The sequence below is a fragment of the Nonomuraea sp. NPDC050783 genome (assembly GCF_040802095.1).
Classification (GTDB): Bacteria; Actinomycetota; Actinomycetes; order Streptosporangiales; family Streptosporangiaceae; genus Nonomuraea.
In genome coordinates this window covers 41,595-57,993 of the sequence record NZ_JBFAHK010000030.1, presented here as the reverse complement: position 1 = coordinate 57,993, position 16,399 = coordinate 41,595, and the positions used below count along the sequence as shown (strand labels likewise).

Here is a 16,399-nt window from a genome sequence, read left to right as displayed (position 1 = left end):
GCCAGATTCTGCTGCTTTCCGGCCAATCCTGACCCCACCCCTCCGGCTATAGGAATGCCGGGACGAGTGACATGGGCGCGGCGGATCTCAAAACGTATGCGCCCGCAACGGCCAGGCCGGCGCGGGGCTTTTCTTCTTTGGGTGGCCTCATGGTTATGCGTGTACGGGAATCGGCAGGTGGAAGAGTGGTGGTCTCGGCATCCGGGCCGCAAAGCTTTTGAACCGCGCGGAGTTCTGCTTCCCGAAGCGGTAGGCGTACGCCAGGTCGATCCGCGCAGGAACGCCTGCCGGCAGCGCGATCCACGTCCGCGCCGGTGGCGCCGGTCCTGGCGGACCACAGCCAGACCGGCGGGGCGTCGCGGCCGGCGGGCAACTGCTCGGCCTTCGACCGGCACGGGAGACTCCCCCGCAGCTCACACGCGCGTTTGACGCTGTGGCCGCCCTGCTTTTCCGCCTCGGTGGACGGATGCACGCTCACCGGGTCTCCTGGACGGGGCAAGCGGCCGCCTTGAGGATCTCGTCGGCCCGGCGCGGCTCGCGCCTCCCGTTCCGGCTCGGCGATCCGCCGGGCCTCCTGCGTCGTGGCACCGGGCTGCCGCCCAGCGCCGATCTCGGCCCGGCGCACCCAGCCGCGCAGCGATTCGGACCCGATACCGAGCCGGCGCGCCACCCGGATGATCACTCCATGTGGTGCGCCGAACTGCTGGATCGCCTCGTGCACCGCCCGGACCGCGCGCTGCTTCAGCTCGGGCGGATGCCGGCGCCGGGAGGGACGCGAAGAAGATCAGCCGGCCGTGGGCTCCATCCGGCTTGTCGCCGATCCGCCGGCAGGAATGTGGCGTCGGTGTGGAACCGCGGCGCGATGGGAGCCTTGGCCGGTCGAGGAGGTGTCGTTACCGTACTCGAACGCCGGCGCGGAAGACGGCGCGGACGTCGCGCAGGCAGGCGGGGTCCCGGAGGGGATCGCCACCGATCACGAGGAGATCGGCGTCGGCTCCGGCACGGATGCGTCCTTTACGTCCCTCGACGCCGCAGGCGGCCGCCGCCTGGCTGGTGATCGCGGCCAAGGACGCCACCGGGGACAGGCCCAGGTCCTTCAGCTCCTCGACGCTGTAGGGCAGCACGTCGTGGGGCTTGGAGGGGAAGATGCCGGCGTCCGTGCCGACGACCACCCGGCCGCCCAGTTCGACCAGGGCGCGATGGATCTTCCGCCTGCCGTCGAGCCGGGTCCGCAGGTGTCGCTGCACCTCCAAGGGCAAGGTGCCGTGCGTGCCCAGGGTCAGGCTCAGGAAGGTGCCGCTGGCACCCAGGCGTGCCACCAGTCCGGCGTCCTCGTCGATCCCGTTCTCGCCGGAGAAGCTGACATGCTCCATGGTGTCCACGCCGGCGGCGAGGGCATGCGCGATCGCCTCGGTGTTGTGGGCGTGGGCGGCCACCGGCAGGCCCAGGCGATGCGCCTCGCCGACGACGATCCGCAGGTCGTCCTGGCCGTACTGGGAGACGTGCGAGCGCGAACCCGGGGTCATCTGGCCGCCGCTCACCATGATCTTGATGACCGCGCAGCCGCGGTCGTGCCGTTCGCGGACCGCGCCGAGGAGCTGGTCGCGGCCTTCGGCCTCCCCGTTCATGAAGTGGCAGTGCCCGCCGTAAGTGGTGATCGGCGGTCCGGCGGCGAGGATCTCGGGCCCGGCGTCCGGGGTCGTGAGGGTCTCCCGCGCCACCGTGAGCGCGAGGAAGTCCCGCGCGCCGAGGTCGCGCACCGTGGTGATCCCGGCCAGCAGCGCTGTACGTGCCGCTGCCCGCATACCGCTCAGCAGGTCCTCGTCCTGCGCCTCGGCCATCGACTCCACCGGGTTCGTCCCGCAGTCGAAGGCCAGGTGCGTGTGGGTGTCGATGAGACCGGGCAGCAGGCACGCGTCGGCGCCCGGCTCGACCACATGCCCGTCCGGCGGGGGCGAACCCGTCCGGTCCACCGCCACGATGCGGCCTCGCCGCACGTACACCGTCGCCGGCCCCGACATCGTGAAGCCGTCGAACATCGAACCGGCGCGGACGGCGTACTCATCCGGCAGGCCGTTCATCGGACCGGCCGTGTCCGCGCGGCCATGAAGACTCACGGCAACTCCCTTTCCGTTGTACCGATCGCATCGACCACGGGAGTGGGTGGCATCGGGGTTCGTCAGGGCCTGACCCACCGGCCGGGGAGGCCGGCGAGGAGCCTGCGACAAGGGTGCCCGCGCTGTTCTACACCAGCAGCCCGCCGGTCGCGAGCAGGTTCTGGCCAGTCATCCAGCGGCCATCGGGGCCGGCCAGGAAGGCCACCACCGCGGCGATGTCGCTGGGCCGGCCCAGTCGTGCCAGTGCGGTCAACGGAGCCGCTTCCTGCAGGGACTCCGGCGAATTGGTGGAACGCAGCAGGTCGGTGTCCGTGATGCCGGGCGAGACGGTGTTGACGGTGATCCTGCGGCCACCCAGTTCCCGGGCCGCGACTTTCGTGAACTGCTCAACGGCGGCTTTGCTCCCCTGGTAAAGGGCTAATCCGGGGGCGGGTAACAAGGTGTTGACGGTGGAGATGTTGATGATGCGGCCGTCGTCCCGCATCACCCTGCTCGCCCATCGCAGGGCCAGCAAGGCCGCACGAGCATTCACGGCGAAAACGCGTTCGTACTCATCGTCGGTCATCTCAGCGATGGTTGTCTTACCACCGATCTCGCCGGCGTTGTTGACCAGGACGTCGAGCCCCGGCAACCGGGCCCGGGCCTCCTCGAACAAACGCTGCAGATCCTCTTTGGAGCCCGCATCGGCGCGTACGGCTTGGGCACCGCTTCGTCGGGTGACGCGTTCAGCCGCCTCCTCGTCATTGCGGTAACTGAAGACCACGGCGGCGCCCTCGGCCGCCAGCCGCTCGACGATGGCTCGGCCTATTCCTCTGGACCCGCCCGTCACCAGGGCACCCTTGCCTGTGAGCACACCCATTACTAACCTGCATCCGGCCTGCGCGTGTGATTCATCGGATTCGTGATGGTCGGCGCGACGCCACTCCCGTCACTCGGTCGCGTAGTTCCCACCCCGCTCGGGGATCCTGCCATCGCCGTACGAGGAGAAAAAGAATTAATACCGCCAATCTGTGCTTCCTATCGGCCAACCAGCCTCGCGCGGGCGGAATCAGTTCCGTCCTGCCGCAATCTGGTTGAGACATGCCGTGATGACAGCGTGGTGAGCTTGATCCGGTTTGGCGGACGTCCGGGATCAGGGGGCTCGTCCCCGGAAGGATGTCCTTGATGGAGAGCATGGGGAAGAAGAAACCGCGTCCCGCCGAGACGGCGGTGCCGACCAGCGGCGAGCGGCAGGAGCTGGAGGCGCCGAAGCGGAGCACGCTCAGCCGGGCCCTGCCCCGGTGTGTGGACACCGATGCCGTTGGCGTGGACACCTTGAGTACCGGATGTTGAGGTGTCCCGTCTCCAGACGAGGTAGGCGTCGCCGGCGGCTCCGGCGCGAGCGCCGGCATCGGCTCCTGGCGCGAGCAAGCTCTCAGTTACGGGCACGCGCCGGTGGCCAGGCGACTGGCCCCTGGGGCTGGTGGAGACCGTAGTCATCGACTATCCCGGCTCGATCGCGCCGCTCGATCGGTCCCGCCTCGGCGAACTGCTGGAGGAGTGGGTCTTCGGCGGCGCTCATCGGTACGTCGGCGTGCACGTGCGCGTGCTGCGCCGGCATACGGGGCGGGTGCCGCGCGGGGCGCTGATGCCGTTCCCGCTGCCCGAGTACATGCTGGTGCACGAGATCGGTGACGTGCACCTGTTCGCGGCGATGGAAGCCCTGCGGGAGTTGTCGCGGCGGCTCCTCGAGTCCGGCCGAGAAGCCGATCAGCCCGCGGCTCTGCTGGTGGCGTCCGGGCGCGTGCGAGGAGCAGCCCCCGCAGCCCCTGTACAGCACGCTCCTGCCGGGCCTGCGCCCGGTCGGCATCCGGATGGATCGACCGCCGTGAGAAAAGCGTCTCCTCCCTGGCCGAAGCCACTAATGAGCTGGTGGAGCTCTGGATGCGCGACCACGAGTGACCCGGGTCCCTCGTGCGCGCCGATCCGCCCGCCTGACAGCCTTTCGTGGCGTACATGGTCAAGACCCCGCGGCGCTGCGCTGCCGGCGCGAAGGACTCCCCCGAGGCGTTCCGGCGCCGAGCAGGGGTGGCCACGACAGCACGTCGGTGGTGCGGAAGCGAGTCAGGATCCTCTTCCGTCCGTCACCACGATCGCGGTGTCGTCGTCCTGGACGAAGGCCGCCCGCACGACCACCGAGCCGATCGCCCGGTTCAGCCTCCGGCTCGCTGCCGGGCAGCACCCACGCCCTGACCGCCGCCACCCTCAGCCGGGGCGTCCTGCACGGGCCGGCGCGGGCCGGCACGAGTTACCCAGGCGCCGAAGCCCCTGCTCACCACGCCGCACCAGGGCCACATCAAGCGCCTGTCGCAAAAGCAGGTGAGCCATGCGAAGCGAACGACTTCCCCTGTTCGGCGATCGCTCCGGCGAAGGCACCGGCCGAAGGGGCGTGGCCGTCAACAAGATCGTGGAGTACCGCTGGAGAGGTTCATCGGCTAGCGTGCTGCCCGGCGAACGTTGCGGGGTGCCTCGCTGTGGCGAGGAGAATCGGGAAGCCGGTGCGATTCCGGCACGGGCCCGCCGCGGTAACCGGGGAGCCGCCGCGCCAATGATTCCAGGCGCTGCTCGGTGCCGGTATCCGGCTGGGGGTTGTGCAGCAGGACCCGGTGGCCCGGCCAGCCGGGGACGGAGAGGCTGGTGTACTCGAAGCGCAGCTCGCCCACCTCGGGATGGATGACCGACTTGAGCCCTTGCGTGTTCTCGACCACGTCGTGCCGCTCCCACAGCCCAGTGAATTCCGCGCTCACCGTCGCCAGATCGCCCGCGATCCGCGCGAACTCCTCATCCCCGGGATGCCGTGCCGCGTCTGCGCGGAACTGCGCCACCAGGGCCGGTGCCACCGCCTTCCAATCGGCGAAGGACGCTTGGTACCGGGCGTTGGTGAAGAACGACACCAGACAGTTGTGGTCGTACTCGCCGAACCCGAACACCTCGCGCGCCATGGAGTTCGTCGCGGCCAGGCCCCAGTGCCGGTCCAGCACGTACGCCGGCCGCGGGAGCCACGAGTCGAGCACCCGCAGCAGCTGCTCCGGCAGCGGATCGCCCCGGTCCGGGGCTGCTGGAGGATTTAAGCCGGCCAGCAGGTACAGGTGTCTGCGCTCCGCCTCGTCAAGTCGCAGGGCGCGAGCGACCGCGTCGAGCACCTGGGCGGATACGGTGATGTCGCGACCCTGCTCAAGCCAGGTGTACCAGGACACTCCTACCCCGGCCAGCACCGCGACCTCCTCGCGTCGCAGCCCTGGGGTACGCCTGCGCCCCGCCTCCGGCATCCCGACGTCACGCGGGCTCAACCTGGCCCGGCGGCTGCGCAGAAAGCTCTTCAGCTCCTCGCGACGAAGCCTTCCACGGTCGGATTCCTCACGGCCGAAGCCGCGTACCACGGGAGAAAGCACCTCACCACGTTCCACCAGCTTAGATTACCGACGTAAGCGGTCCAGGCCAGGTGGGTGGGTCCGGCGCATCGATAGGCTGGGGCTCCATGCGAGAGCTGCTTACGCCCCGTCTGGCGCTGGTCCCTTGGGAGCAGCGGTTCCAGGAGGACCTCGTCCGGCTGTCAGGTGACGAGCGGGTGATGAGGTTCATCGGCAGTGGTCTGTGGAGCCGGGACTACGCCCTCCGCCGGCATGAGTCCGCCCTCGAACAGTGGGCGGATCGCGGATTCGGGATGCGGGCCGTCATCGACAGAGACGGCGGGGCCTTCCTCGGCCCGGTCTCCCTCGGCGACGCGCAGGCTTCTGAGCTCGCCCCGCCGGTGCTGGAGATCGGCTGGTGGGTGGCTCCCTCCGCGTGGGGTCGCGGCATCGCGACGGAGGCCGCGGCGGCGGTCAGGGACGAGGCGTTCACGCCGCTGGGCGCGTCGTCGTTGGTCGCCTGTTTCCACAGCGCCAACGCGGCGTCGGAGCGGATCATGGCCAAGCTCGGCATGAGCTTCCGCGACGAGGTGTCCGACCGGTACGGCCGGCCCGCCCGCAGGTACGCGCTGACCCGGGCAGAATGGGCAGCACTCAGCTCCGGGCGTTGCTGACGTAGCGGCCAGGTGTCAGGCCGACCACACGCTTGAACTGTCGGGTGAGATGCGCTTGATCGGAGAAGCCCGCCAGGGTCGCGCCTCGGGCGATCGGCACTCCCTGCCGCAGCATGGACTTGGCGCGCCGTACCCGGACCTGTCTCTGGTAGGCCTGCGGGGTCAGTCCGACACTCCCGTGGAAGACCCGGCACAGGTGGAAGACGTTCGGACGCGCGTGTCCTGCCAGGGCGCGCAAGGTCACGTTCTCCTGCGCGTGCTCCTCCAGATACTCCCGGCCGAGCCGGACGGCCTCGCGTTCACGGCCCGGCCGCCGAGGTGGCCGTGCGGAAAGGGCATGCCTGCCGACCAGCAGCACGAGCGCCTCAGCCAGGCACGCCTCCCGTGCCAAGCGGCTCGGCGAAGGTGACTTCGCCGGCCGATGTCATGATCTCGCGCATGAGGTCGAGACCGGGATAGAGAGCCCGATAGGTCCACGAGCCCTCGGCCGGGGGGCCGCCCGCGCCGACGCACGCCGGCGAGCCTGGCAACTGGCCGGAACCCGGGTTCCGGCGCCGCCGGACAGCTGATCCCGCTCGACATCGACGCCGCCCGGCTCGCCCTGGCCCAGCTACCCCGCCAGCGCCGCCGCCAGGTGCTGATCCGCACCGACTCCGGCGGCGGCACCCATGAGTTCCTGGACTGGCTGACCTGGCCCGGCCCGGCGCCTGGGTGGCAGAGCTGACCGGCCTGCTGGACCTGACCGGCCGGCCCAAAGGCATGCGCGTCATCGCCCGCGAAGAACGCCCGCACCCCTGCGCCCAACTGCGCTTCACCGACCTCGACGGGCACCGCTTCACCGCCTTCGTCACCAACACCAAGCGCGGCCAGCTCGCCGACCTGGAGCTACGCCACCGCCGCCGGGTCCGCTGCGAGGACCGCATCCGCTGCGCCAAAGACATCGGCCTGGCCAATCTGCCCCTGCACGACACCGATGCCCGCCGCTACGAACCCAAACGCCGGCGGCTGCGCCTGTTCGCCGTCGCCGGACGGCTGGTGCGCGGAGGCCGACGCCTGCGCCTGCGCATCGCCACGCGATGGCCCTGGGCCGGCACGCTCCTGACCGCGCTGGCCCGGCTTCAAGCCCTGCCGGCACCCACCTGACCAGCACCAAAACGCCCCCCACGAACCAGGAAGGACACCCCTCGGGCCCGTGGAGCCCCGCCCACCCGGCGCGTCAACCGGGCCTTTCATGCTGACCACACAGAGATCGTGAAAGATCGAGGCCAGGGCTTGAGCTGTGGCATTGACCGGCCGTACCACAGCAGAAGCAATTACTGGCCAGCGGTGCCGGTGGACCACAGTGCCTTTTTGTCCGCACTGACAACCACCACATTGCCGTCGTCCTGGACGCCCAGCCAGGCGCCGGGGGAACCCGCCGTCTTCGTGTTCCACAGCACCTGATGGTCCTTCTGGACGACGAGATTGCCGTCCTTCTGCATCACCGTGATCGCCCCGGGTGACGAAGCGGTCCTGCTGCTCCACAGCGGCTTTTGCCCATGCAGCAAAACCAGGTTGCCGTCTCCCTGCTGGACAAGCTTGTACTCGCGGTTGCGCGAGGTGACCATCTGCCCGGCCGTGAGCGACCTACCGGACTGCAGGCGGCCGACAGAGAAGGACCGGCTCCACAGCGCCACCTTCTCGGTGCTGTAGATGACGAGATTGCCGTCGTCCTGAACCGCGAGCCACGCCCCGGGGCTGTCCGCCGTCGCGCTCCCCCACAGGGCCTCATGATCCTTCTGAACGACCAGGTTGCCGTCCTTCTGCATCACCGTGATCGCCCCCGGCGACGAAGCGGTGTCACTGCTCCACATCGGCTCATCGTTGCTGTACAGGACCAGGTTGCCGTCCCCCTGCTGAACCAGGACGTGCTTACCGTTGCGCGAGCGCACCATCTGCCCGGCCTTGAGCGACTTGCCGGACTGGAGGCGGCCGATCGAGGCGAACCGGCTCCACAGCGGAGCTCCTTCAGTGCTGTAGATGACGAGGTTGCCATCGTCCTGCACCGCCAGCCAGGCGCCCGGGCTGTCACTGGTGTCGGTGTCCCAGATTCCCTTGCCGCCTCTGTATGACACGAGATTGCCGTCCTTCTGCATCACCGTGGTGACGCCAGGGCCGACTGCGGACTCGTTGCTCCAGAGCGCCTTGTGCCCCTGATAGAGAACCAGATTGCCATCTGTCTGCTGAGCCAGGAGGTACTGGCCATTGCGGGAGCGGACCGATTGCCCTGCCTTGAGGGTCTGACCGGGCATCAGCTTGCCGGCCTGGGCCGACTGCCTGCTCTGCGTGGCCGTGCGCGAGGTGACCCCGGCCTCAAATGGTGCGGCCCAGGCCGGACTCGAAGCGGTCGCCACTACTGCTGCGAGCATCAACGCGCCACTGGACTTCGCGATAACTGTCATCTCTTCCTTCTGCCACCATTACAGGCCAAACTTTTCGCGGGTAAGCGTACAGCAGCGATGATCGCGTTCAGCGGCCCTCGATAGACGATTTACCGCCAAAAAGCATCTGAATACAGCCAGTCATCGAGGTTCGCGCATCTTAGCTGTAACGCTGGCCAGGCAAGCGGCCATTGCCGCGCCCGCGCGCTCATCCGCCGGCGACGCCTCCTTTCATTGCGCCGGCGCTTGGGATCCTTCGCGCCGGCGCCACTCGCCGGGATGGATCCCCGGAGGAAAGTGACCCTCGAACGCGCCGGCCAGGCTTTCTCGGGATCATTTGTGTTGCTCGGGGAGGCGAACGCCGGTGTCACGATCCGGATGCATGCGCCATGAACTACAGAGGAGTTCGATGGAGCTGTCTCGGATTGATCTAGAGATTGTGACGGCTTTGCAGGAGAACTCTCGGCTGACGAACCGCGAGTTGGCCAAACGGCTCGGCATCGCCGAGTCGACGACACACGAGCGTGTCCGGCGCCTTGTCCACAGTCGGGTGATCAAAAGGTTCACTGCAGAGATCGATCCGGTAGCACTGGGGCGACCGATGCAAGCCATGATCGCCGTCAGGCTTCGCCCGCAGACGGAGGACGTGGTCGAGAGATTTCTCCGCACGGTGATGGACGATCCATGCGTGCTGGACGCGACCGTGGTATCCGGAGAGATCGATGTGATGTTGCGTGTCGCCGTGGCGTCGGCCGAACACCTGCGCACCTTCGCATGGCGCAAGGTCACCTCGACGAAATGGGTGCAGTCGATTACGACTCACCTGGTCTACGAATACCGTGCTCGTCCCGTCATGGCACCGTCGGAGGACAAGTACGCAGGATGAGAGTTCGGGGTGTCATGTCGATCCGGGGTTCGCGATCAAGCCCGTGTGTGCCAGGAAGGCGTCCAGGAGGCCGGGGCGGTACTGCAACTGCTTGAGCCGGCTGCGGATGGCCGCGGCCAGGTCGCCGAGGGTGAACAACGCCGTCAGCCATGAGCGCGTGTCGATCAGGCTGCGCATCAGAGCGTCCACGTGAGTGTCGACGTTGTCCCGGATGAGCACGATCGGCCCGCCGAGCCGCTGACGAGCGGCATCCAGCAGGCGCGCGTCATCGGTCTCGGTGAACCCCTCGCGTTCGTTCTTGCGCCGCCGGTAGAGCCTCAGGCGGTAGATCAGCCGGTTCCGCGGGTGGTCAGGTGTCCTTGACCCAGGTGGTGATCGCCTCTTCGTCGCGTTGCCCGGCGCGGTGCTGTGCGACCTGCGCCTTCACCGAGCTCACCCTGGACAGTGAGGACCGGCTGCGCCGGGCCAAGCACTTCATCACCGCGGGGCTGCGCACAGGATCACTCTCACCGGTGATCGACTGCACGTTCCCCCTGAACGAGGTGGTCGACGCCCACCGCCACCTGGAGTCCAACACCCCGTTCGGCAAGATCGTCCTTACGGTCGAACACCAGAGCCGGCGCGAGCGCACGTGCAGGAAGTGGATCTGCTGATCCTCGATCCCCGTTACGAACCGGGGGACTCGTTCGTGGCGGGTGAGCGTTGACGGCGCCACCTCCGCAGGAAGGCGCCGCGGGCTCGCTCCGGGTCGGCCGGCGCGCGTACAACAGGTGGAGCAGGTCGGCGACTGCAAGTCCGGGACGTCCCCGCCTCTCTTTCGACAATCATCGTACATCTGTGATACGACTTTCGTCGTACGACGAATGTCGAAAGAGGAGGCGGCATGCGCGCGCTCATCATGACCGGACCGTCCCGAGGCCCCGACCGTACGGAGGTCCGGGACATCCCCGACCCCCGTCCCGGTCCGGGCCAAGTAACCATCGACGTGGATCATGCCGGGATCAACTTCGTCGATGTCATGGTCCGCAGAGGCGACCTCGGATATACCCCGGCCTGGCCCTACGTCCCGGGCAAGGAAGTGACGGGCACGGTCCGCGTGGTGGGCACCGGAGTGGAGGGGCTGACTCCAGAGCAAAGAGTGGCAGCGCTTACCGCCGGAGGCGGTCTCGCCGAAATCGCCCTCGCATCGGCCGAGCTGACGGTCCCCGTCCCCAGCGAGGTTCCCTCTCCGGTGGCCGCGGCGGCTCCGCTGCTCCTCAGCAGCGCGCTGCTCCTGCTCACCGACGCGGCACGGTTCATACCCGGCGACGCCGTCCTCGTACACTCGGCAAGCGGCGGCGTCGGCATGGCCATCGCCCAGCTGGTGCCGGCCCTGGGAGGCGGACGACTGATCGGTACGGTCGGGCACCCGGGCAAGACCGCCCTGGCCCTGTCGGCCGGTTACCAAGCGGCCCTGCCCAGGACGACGAGCACAGGGACTGACGACAAGGAACTCATCAAGGCGATACGCACTGCGGCCGACGGCCCCGTCGACATCGTCCTGGACGCGCTCGGGACCACCATGCTGGATGTGGATCTTGAGGTTACCGCGCCAGGTGGACGCATAGTTCTCTTCGGAAACGCGGGGGGAGACGCGCCGGCTCCCCTCCCGCCGCCGTCACGGCTGCTGCGCGGCAACCTCGGGATCATCGGCTTCAGCATCAGCAGTCTGTCGGTCACCGCGCCGCACCGTGTGGCCGCCGCGCTCCGCCACGTGCTCGACCTCCTCGCCGCAGGGCGTCTGGACATGCCGGTGAGCGAGGTCAGCTCGCTGGGAGAGGTCTCGGCCATCCATCAACAGCTCGCAGAGGGGACAACGACCGGCAAGTTCGTCGTCCGGGTGGCGGGGTGACGAGAGCCGGACGCCGGGCCCCGGGCCAGGGGTGAAGCGTCCGAGTCACCACCTCCGCGAGACTCGAGGAACGTGTCGCGTCTACCACTGGCCGGGCCGACATCACGGGCAGCCGGCTGGAACGGATCCGGCCTCGGGCTTCCACGTTGTGGACCTCGTGCCACCCAGGACACGACGACTGCCCGTCGGCGGCGTTCCCCGACGGTGGTCGAGTCAGCCTGGGGTGCGGTGCCGCGATTACTCCCGGTCCGTTTCCCCAGACCGCTCGCCGAACCCGCCGTGTCAACGACGGCCGGAGTTCGGGATCAGGCACACATTCCATGATGGGCCCCGTCGGACAGATCACGGTTCGGGCGTTCCGGCCGGTAGCCGTCCCTCTGATCACGAGCACCCGCAGCGCGTTGATCAAGGAGCTGATCGCCGTCCTGTTCCCTCATCTGGTCGGCCTGACGGCGCGCACGCCCTGCCGGCCGAACTGCTCGGCGATCGCCTTGGTGAGTCCGCCCGCGGCCTGCGCCCGCCACCGCTGATCGTCTCCGACCGCGCGCCCGGCCTGATCAGCACCGCCGAGCAGGTCTTCCCGAGCTCGCTATGCCACAGGTGTCTCGTGCATCGCGCCAGAAACGCGCCGGCCAGGATCAGCGTCGGCGGCCAGTCCGGGGTCAAAGCCGCCTGCGGGCAGATCCTCGACCTCAGCGACCTCGGTATGGATACCCGGCATCATTCGACATCACCGACAAGCCAGCGAAGCATCTCGGGAGTTGCCGCGAAATGGCCCGCATGGCCCGCGGCCGACCCGCGGATCAACCTTGCCGTAGGGATGCGCTCGACAAGCCAGAGCGCATGGCTGACGGGGATGACGGTGTCGAGATCGCCATGCCACAGCAACGTCGGTGTGCTTATGGCCGCCGGGTCGAATCCCCACGGGAGTCCGAAAAGAGCGAGCTCATCATCGACCCAGCCGTCCAGGCCAGGTCTCACCGCCTCGGCGAAGGCGGTGGACAACATCTGCTGAATCTCCGGCCGGGCCAGGACCTCCTGCTCGGCGGGCGGGAGCAGTTCCACGACATTCACGGGTTCGCTCGCGGCGAGGTGTGCTTGGAGCGCGTCCCTCCCCTGCCGTGCCGCCGATGCGCTGTCCTGGTTGTCCTTCATCATTCCGTCGGCCCAGTCGAGCCCAGCAGCATCGCAGGGCGCGGGACTGGCCAGGGCGGCCACGCGGGTGACCCGGTGGGGATGGCGTGCGGCGAAGGCCAGCGCGTGCGGGCCACCGCCGGAAACACCGAACACGGGGAATCGATCCAGGTCCAGCGCATCCGCGATCGCCGCGATATCGGCCGCTCCATCGACAACCCGGCGTCCACGGTGTGGTGTCGAACATCCGAATCCGGGCCGGTCGTAGGTGATGAGCCGCACCTTGAGCTCATCGAACACGTGGCTGTAGGGGTACCGCGCCAGGCGGCTCATGGGGCTGCCGTGGGCGTACAGAACCGGCCTGCCGTCGGGCACTCCCCATTCCTCCACCGCCAGTGACCGTCCGTCGCCGATTTCTATCTCTCGCATCTGTTCCTCGCTTTCTTGGTGAGCGCGGGTCTGTCCACGAAAATGCGTCACTGCGCCTTTGCCATCGAGTCGGCTCGGCCGCGGGCGGCCGGCATTCTCGCCTTTCCTGCCCTCGCCGGCCGAACGCGGAGTCGTCGGCGAGATGCCCGTCGGGCAGCCGGTGAGCCCGCTGAGCCTCCCAGCTAAATGGACGGGCCGCCTACGCTCCCTGTCCCGACGCTGACGGCCGCCTGTCGACCAGCGTCGGATCGTTTCTGGTGTGCACCGACCAGAACCGAGTCCTGGTCGATCTCGGTCTTGGAGCGGTCGGCTTCGAGGTACCGGGGCTGGGATCGTTCGCCGGCGGGAAGCTGCTCGACGGCCTGCGCGCCGAGGGCCTGACGCCTGGCGACGCGGACCGTGACGTACCGGTCAAGGGGCTCACCTTCGCCAACGCTCGGCACATCGTCGATCGTGCCGAAGGGGACTGCTGGAACGGAACCGCAGAAATCATCGGCCCTGACCCGGCAGCGGTGCGGGATCCCGTCAGCGCCGTCATCGAGTTCCTGGAGCCGGGCGAGCCCGTCGTGCCCGGCCTGCCGGCCGTCCCTACGCCCGGCCACACCCCGGACCACACCAGCCTGCTCGTCACAGACGAGGCAAGTGATGATCGGCTGCTCGTTCTCGGCGACGTCATGCCCGCGCAAGCGCAGGTGAGCGAGACACACGGGAACTTCCTGTTCGACGTCAACGCGGACGAGGGCACCAAGACCCGCCTCACGGTGTCGCAGGATCATCAGGACGAGCACACTGTCGTCGCAGGCGGGCACTTCGCCGGCTCGGTATTCGGACGGTTCCTGCCGGCGAGGTATCAGTACGGGTGGGCGATCTCCAAGACCCGCTGACGGCCGCGGCGCAGCGGCGAGAATCGCCCCCTCCCCCATCACCTCATCGGCTGACCGTTTCCAGCCTGTACAGGTCTTACGGTGACTGCCCACGGCCGGTGGCCCGCCAGCGATCAGCGATGCGGATGGTCTCATCTTCGATGCCGCCGGTGGTGGGCTTCACCTCCAGGTCGCGCGTTCGAGGATCCTCGCCAGGCTCGGATTGTTCCAGCCGTCGGCGATGAGGATCTGCGTCTTGGGCAGGTACCACAGGCGCTGGGTGAACCGCCTGGTGCGCTTGCCGGTGGCCATGCTGTAGCACTCGCCCGCCCACTCGCGGTACTCGGCCCTGTGCCCGCGCCCCACCTTCCTGAGGCCCTGGGTGACGGGCTTCGCCCGGAGGAACCTCTCCCCTGTGTTCATGTCCCTCCCGAACCTGCAGGAGGACACGGAGGTGCCCGGCTCCCAAGCGCGATCCCTGCGGTAGCTCTCGATGTGGATGTCGTCGCCACCCTTGATGATCTTCGGCCCGACGAGGTCGAACCCCGGGCACGTGATCTGCCGACGATGGCACGCCGCGGTGTCCACACTCACCCACTGCCGGTGGTAGCCGCGCTCGTAGGTCACCTTCCACGCAGCGGGGATCGTGAGGGTCATACCGCGGAAGGAGAGCTTCTGGGACGCCGACGCATCCGACACCGCCGCCTCAGCCGAGGCGGCCGGCACGACTTGCAGGCTCGCAGCGATCGCCAGTGCCATGACGGCCGCCTTCGTCCAATTGGCGGCGAACCGGAGGCGAAGGTCACCGATCAACGACGCGGCACCGCTCGGACGGCGGCCACCTGCGCCGCCCGGCTCGTCCCCCCGCGTGCGTACTTCTGGGCTCATCCCCGGATCCATCCGGTGTGACACCATGCTCCCCCCGTCACAGCTGCAACAAATCACTTCGGAGTGTGACAGTCGTCCTCGCCGCCCGTCAGTACGAAATCCGCCAAAGTCCGTCGCCATAGCTTCGGTTCTCCCATGCCTGGTGTGGGGTTGCGGGGTTTCGGTCCGCTGGCAGGTGTGTCGTGCTGCACGTGACCCGGAGTGCGGGGCCGGGGCAGGGTCCGGTTCGGGGTCTGCCCGCACCGGCGGAAGGTGTGTTCGATGGCGAAGCGCCGGATGTAGGCACGCCACAACAGGTCCACATCGGGCAGGGTGGAGACCTGTAAGCGGATCATGGCGCCGGGCACGATCGAGCAGGAGCAGGAGTGGTCAAAGCCACGTCGAACACGTCTGCCCTGCTGGACGGAGGGTGACGTCCTCCAGGGCTGAGGTAGACGGCGAGGTTCGCGGCGGCCACCTCGCCCCGCGGCTTGACGGCCCACGCGGCGCCCTGACGATTGAAGATCGGGTAATGAGCAGCACCTTTCCACCTCGCCGGTCGATCGACCGCTCTCCACCGCCTCGGGACATCAGACTGCAGAACGGGAACTCGGGGCCCGGCACGGCGTCCGAGCCGTAGGCGCTGATCATCTGAAGACAGGACCTGACGGCCGCGGCCCGACGAGCCACTGGCCGCGGCGAGCTCGATCAAGCGCTGGCCCGCATTCTGCCGAAACCGCGCAGGACGCGGCCATACGTGCCAGGGACAGAACGGGTGAGAAGTGTCAGCTCAGGACCCGGATCGGCGTCCCGTCCAGAAAGGCGTCGATGTCCTGCACAGCCTCCCTGAAGTACCTGTGGTAGTTCCCCGCGGTGACGTAGCCGAGGTGCGGGGTTGCCAGAACATTGGGCAGTGTGCGCAGCTCGTGTCCGGCGGGCAAGGGCTCGGTCTCGAACACGTCGAGCCCCGCGCCCGCGATGAGCCCTTCGCGTAGCGCAGCGGCCAGAGCGGCCTGGTCGACGATGGCCGCGCGTGAGGTGTTGACGAGGTAGGCACCAGGCCGCATCAGCGACAGCTCGCGCTTGCCCACCAGCCCGCGCGTCCGAGCGCTCAGTACGAGATGGACGGAGACGACGTCGGACTCGGTGAACAGCTCGTCCTTGGTGGCCAGCCGCACGCCCAGCTCGTCGGTGCGCGTTTTGGTCAAGTGCTGGCTCCAGGCGATGACGTCCATGCCGAACGCCTGGCCGATGCGGGCCATCTGCGACCCGATCTTGCCCAGTCCGAGCAGTCCGAGCGTGCTTCCGTGCAGGTCCATGCCGATGGTGCTCTGCCAGGGCCCGTCAGAACGCATCGCCGTGGCTTCGGGGAGCAGATGGCGTGCGAGGCCGAGGATGAGCGCCCAAGTCATCTCGGCGGGCGGGATCGAGGAGCTGGCCGTGCCGCAAACCACGACACCGTGCGCGCGAGCGGCTTCGAGGTCGACGGAGGCGTTGCGCATGCCGGTGGTGACCAGCAGGCGCAGCCGGGGCAACCGTTCGAACACCTCCGCCGTGAACGGCGTGCGCTCCCGCATGATGACGATGATGTCGAAGTCGGCCAAGGCCGCCGCGAGCTCGTCGATGTCGGTGAAGTGGGTGGAGAAGCTCGTGGCCCGAACCCGTGACCAGTCGGCCAGCCCGAGGCCGACGCTCTGGTAGTCGTCGAGGATGGCACAGCGCAACATGA

The 16,399-nt window shown here is 68.3% G+C and carries 14 protein-coding genes, 4 pseudogenes and 1 riboswitch; of the genes and pseudogenes, 8 read left to right on the top strand and 10 right to left on the bottom strand.

The features are described from left to right. Positions 1–46: 46 nt before the first annotated feature. The 4 genes and pseudogenes from AB0H75_RS44395 to AB0H75_RS44380 all read right to left on the bottom strand — a co-directional run. Positions 47–754, bottom strand: a pseudogene (locus tag AB0H75_RS44395) (transposase); the annotation flags it as partial. 139 nt (positions 755–893) lie between these two features. After that, a complete protein-coding gene (locus tag AB0H75_RS44390) occupies positions 894–2,117 on the bottom strand; it encodes an amidohydrolase family protein (RefSeq protein ID WP_367806963.1) in 1,224 nt (407 codons plus the stop codon). A 127-nt stretch (positions 2,118–2,244) separates the two neighbouring features. Then, positions 2,245–2,976, bottom strand: coding sequence for an SDR family oxidoreductase (locus AB0H75_RS44385; protein WP_367806961.1), 732 nt, complete (start codon positions 2,974–2,976; stop codon positions 2,245–2,247). Between the two features lie 1,625 nt (positions 2,977–4,601). Further along, a riboswitch (cobalamin riboswitch) is annotated at positions 4,602–4,716 on the top strand. Next, positions 4,715–5,536 (bottom strand): annotated as a pseudogene (locus AB0H75_RS44380) (helix-turn-helix transcriptional regulator); the annotation flags it as partial. (Overlaps the previous riboswitch by 2 nt.) Positions 5,537–5,634: 98 nt before the next feature. Between AB0H75_RS44380 and AB0H75_RS44375 the strand changes: the two are divergent. Then, the gene (locus tag AB0H75_RS44375) at positions 5,635–6,180 is read left to right on the top strand and encodes a GNAT family N-acetyltransferase (RefSeq protein ID WP_367806959.1); all 546 of its coding nucleotides are present in this window, start codon (positions 5,635–5,637) and stop codon (positions 6,178–6,180) included. On the opposite strand, the gene AB0H75_RS44370 is transcribed toward AB0H75_RS44375, so the two are convergent. Further along, on the bottom strand, positions 6,161–6,538 hold the full coding sequence (locus AB0H75_RS44370; RefSeq protein WP_367806957.1) for a helix-turn-helix transcriptional regulator: 378 nt from the start codon (positions 6,536–6,538) through the stop codon (positions 6,161–6,163). The genes AB0H75_RS44375 and AB0H75_RS44370 overlap by 20 nt on opposite strands. A gap of 240 nt (positions 6,539–6,778) precedes the next feature. Between AB0H75_RS44370 and AB0H75_RS44365 the strand changes: the two are divergent. After that, positions 6,779–7,323, top strand: a pseudogene (locus tag AB0H75_RS44365) (IS1380 family transposase); the annotation flags it as partial. A gap of 170 nt (positions 7,324–7,493) precedes the next feature. On the opposite strand, the gene AB0H75_RS44360 reads toward AB0H75_RS44365, so the two are convergent. Continuing rightward, a complete protein-coding gene (locus AB0H75_RS44360; protein WP_367806955.1) occupies positions 7,494–8,621 on the bottom strand; it encodes a hypothetical protein in 1,128 nt (375 codons plus the stop codon). A gap of 388 nt (positions 8,622–9,009) precedes the next feature. On the opposite strand from AB0H75_RS44360, the gene AB0H75_RS44355 reads away from it, so the two are divergent. Beyond that, positions 9,010–9,486, top strand: a complete 477-nt coding sequence (locus tag AB0H75_RS44355) for an Lrp/AsnC family transcriptional regulator (RefSeq protein ID WP_367806953.1) — start codon at positions 9,010–9,012, stop codon at positions 9,484–9,486. 12 nt (positions 9,487–9,498) lie between these two features. Here the strand turns inward: AB0H75_RS44355 and AB0H75_RS44350 are convergent, their stop codons facing one another. Next, positions 9,499–9,663 carry a hypothetical protein gene (locus tag AB0H75_RS44350; RefSeq protein ID WP_367806951.1) on the bottom strand — a complete coding sequence of 55 codons (165 nt, stop codon included), beginning with the start codon at positions 9,661–9,663 and terminating at the stop codon, positions 9,499–9,501. Between the two features lie 176 nt (positions 9,664–9,839). Here AB0H75_RS44350 and AB0H75_RS44345 point away from each other — a divergent pair, with 176 nt between their 5' ends. The 4 genes and pseudogenes from AB0H75_RS44345 to AB0H75_RS44330 all read left to right on the top strand — a co-directional run. Then, on the top strand, positions 9,840–10,139 hold the full coding sequence (locus AB0H75_RS44345; RefSeq protein ID WP_367806949.1) for a zinc-binding dehydrogenase: 300 nt from the start codon (positions 9,840–9,842) through the stop codon (positions 10,137–10,139). Positions 10,140–10,369: 230 nt separating this feature from the next. Then, positions 10,370–11,377 (top strand): zinc-binding alcohol dehydrogenase family protein, encoded by a 1,008-nt coding sequence (locus AB0H75_RS44340; protein WP_367806947.1) that lies wholly within the window; start codon positions 10,370–10,372, stop codon positions 11,375–11,377. Between the two features lie 401 nt (positions 11,378–11,778). After that, positions 11,779–11,907, top strand: a complete 129-nt coding sequence (locus tag AB0H75_RS44335) for a hypothetical protein (protein ID WP_367806945.1) — start codon at positions 11,779–11,781, stop codon at positions 11,905–11,907. Then, positions 11,853–12,026, top strand: a pseudogene (locus AB0H75_RS44330) (transposase); the annotation flags it as partial. The gene AB0H75_RS44335 and the pseudogene AB0H75_RS44330, both read left to right, overlap by 55 nt. A gap of 71 nt (positions 12,027–12,097) precedes the next feature. On the opposite strand, the gene AB0H75_RS44325 reads toward AB0H75_RS44330, so the two are convergent. Next, on the bottom strand, positions 12,098–12,940 hold the full coding sequence (locus AB0H75_RS44325) for an alpha/beta fold hydrolase (RefSeq protein ID WP_367806943.1): 843 nt from the start codon (positions 12,938–12,940) through the stop codon (positions 12,098–12,100). A 257-nt stretch (positions 12,941–13,197) separates the two neighbouring features. Here AB0H75_RS44325 and AB0H75_RS44320 point away from each other — a divergent pair, with 257 nt between their 5' ends. Beyond that, positions 13,198–13,824: a hypothetical protein gene (locus AB0H75_RS44320; protein WP_367806941.1), complete on the top strand. Its 627-nt coding sequence runs from the start codon at positions 13,198–13,200 to the stop codon at positions 13,822–13,824. 159 nt (positions 13,825–13,983) lie between these two features. On the opposite strand, the gene AB0H75_RS44315 is transcribed toward AB0H75_RS44320, so the two are convergent. Then, positions 13,984–14,562, bottom strand: a complete 579-nt coding sequence (locus tag AB0H75_RS44315; protein ID WP_367806939.1) for a hypothetical protein — start codon at positions 14,560–14,562, stop codon at positions 13,984–13,986. An 893-nt stretch (positions 14,563–15,455) separates the two neighbouring features. Continuing rightward, positions 15,456–16,397, bottom strand: coding sequence for a D-2-hydroxyacid dehydrogenase family protein (locus AB0H75_RS44310; RefSeq protein WP_367806937.1), 942 nt, complete (start codon positions 16,395–16,397; stop codon positions 15,456–15,458). Positions 16,398–16,399: the final 2 nt, after the last annotated feature.

Bases quoted from the DNA above. Each gene is read 5' to 3' on its own strand.
- AB0H75_RS44385 (WP_367806961.1), bottom strand. From the start codon at position 2,976: ATGGGTGTGCTCACAGGCAAGGGTGCCCTGGTGACGGGCGGGTCCAGA.
- AB0H75_RS44375 (WP_367806959.1), top strand. From the start codon at position 5,635: ATGCGAGAGCTGCTTACGCCCCGTCTGGCGCTGGTCCCTTGGGAGCAG.
- AB0H75_RS44360 (WP_367806955.1), bottom strand. From the start codon at position 8,621: ATGACAGTTATCGCGAAGTCCAGTGGCGCGTTGATGCTCGCAGCAGTA.
- AB0H75_RS44355 (WP_367806953.1), top strand. From the start codon at position 9,010: ATGGAGCTGTCTCGGATTGATCTAGAGATTGTGACGGCTTTGCAGGAG.
- AB0H75_RS44350 (WP_367806951.1), bottom strand. From the start codon at position 9,663: ATGCGCAGCCTGATCGACACGCGCTCATGGCTGACGGCGTTGTTCACC.
- AB0H75_RS44340 (WP_367806947.1), top strand. From the start codon at position 10,370: ATGCGCGCGCTCATCATGACCGGACCGTCCCGAGGCCCCGACCGTACG.
- AB0H75_RS44325 (WP_367806943.1), bottom strand. From the start codon at position 12,940: ATGCGAGAGATAGAAATCGGCGACGGACGGTCACTGGCGGTGGAGGAA.
- AB0H75_RS44315 (WP_367806939.1), bottom strand. From the start codon at position 14,562: ATGGCACTGGCGATCGCTGCGAGCCTGCAAGTCGTGCCGGCCGCCTCG.
- AB0H75_RS44310 (WP_367806937.1), bottom strand. From the start codon at position 16,397: ATGTTGCGCTGTGCCATCCTCGACGACTACCAGAGCGTCGGCCTCGGG.